We start from the raw sequence: 1,318 nt of genomic DNA on the forward strand, positions 1-1,318 counted from the left end.
CTTCCGGGGCCCCTGCGGCCTCCGGTCCTCCCGGATCTCGAAGTCCACTGCAACTCCCTACGGACGGGGTGTTGCAACGACCTCTTGAACTGAAGGGCCTGAGGGGCCACCCCGGCCGACATCCTCCCGTCCTTGGGCACCGACACGTCGTCGATCACCCAGGCCGTCGGGGTGATGAGCGGCAGCATCCGCTCGCAGATCCGCCGCTGCACCGGCCCCGGATCCCAGGTGGACTGGTTCACGAACTGCTGCAGGTTCTGCTCGTTGCCGTCCGGCAGCCGCGCCGCCATGGCCTGGATCGACTTGCGGCGGCCGTCCAGCATCAGTCCCCGCAGATAGCAGTCGCCCTTGGCCCGCTGGTCCTTGCGCGGCACCGACGCGAACACATTCGCCACGTACAACGCCAACTTCGCCCGAACACGGTTCACTTCATGTGCGTCCACCCAACCCAACATGCTCCCGAACAGGCCCGACGAGAAGACCTAACGGAGTCCTACTAGGGCCTGTTTTCAAAGTTGGTTCCGTGCCTCGCACCTCGTGATGATCTCGAGGTGGGGCAAGGGGATCTTTCTGACGAGCAGTGGGCCGTGCTGGAACCGTTACTGCCGATCGTGGTGCGAGGGCGGCCGCCGGCGAGTCGACGCCGGCTGATCGATGGGGTCCGGTGGCGGGTGCGGACCGGGGCTCCGTGGAGGGATCTCCCGCCGGAGTACGGGCCTTGGCAGACGGTCTACGGGCTGTTTCGGCGGTGGCAGCGAAACGGCACCTGGGCTGCGTTGCTGACCGGGCTGCAAGTTCGGGCGGACGCGGCAGGGCTGATCACGTGGGAAGTGAACGTCGAATCCACGATCTGCCGGGCTCATCAGCATGCCGCAGGCGCCCGTCGTGACGGGCGGTCCCAGAAGGAGCCACCGGGTGGGATCCGCTGCGAACCTGACGACCATGGCCTGGGCCGCTCCCGTGGCGGCTTCACCACCAAGATCCATCTCGCCTGCGAGCAGGGCCAGCGGCCGCTGTCTTTGCTGACGGCTGGGCAGCGCGGCGACAGCCCGCAGTTCACGGCCGTTTTGGAAGGCATTCGCGTGCCACGCGTCGGGCCAGGGCGTCCCCGTGTCCGTGCCCTGCGGGTGCGCGGCGACAAGGCGTACTCATCCCGCGCCAACCGGGTCTACCTCCGCAAACGTGGGATCCGCTGCACGATCCCAGAACCTGCCGACCAGGCGGGCGGGCCTTGACCCCGGATGTTGAACACACGAGACACTGGATCCTGAGGATCTGAGAACGGACATCTCGTGGTCATGAAGAACTACCCGCCACA

Annotated in this window: 1 protein-coding gene and 1 pseudogene; one reads left to right on the forward strand and one right to left on the reverse strand. The window is 66.8% G+C overall.

The window, feature by feature from the left end; all coding sequences use genetic code 11:
• On the reverse strand, window positions 1-443 hold a 443-nt coding region (locus ACZ5SK_RS48505; RefSeq protein ID WP_468159102.1), incomplete at its 3' end, for a transposase.
• A 108-nt stretch (window positions 444-551) separates the two neighbouring features.
• Here ACZ5SK_RS48505 and ACZ5SK_RS48510 point away from each other — a divergent pair.
• Window positions 552-1,220, forward strand: a pseudogene (locus tag ACZ5SK_RS48510) (IS5 family transposase); the annotation flags it as partial.
• Window positions 1,221-1,318: the final 98 nt, after the last annotated feature.

It is taken from the genome of Streptomyces sp. NPDC031474, assembly GCF_055581185.1.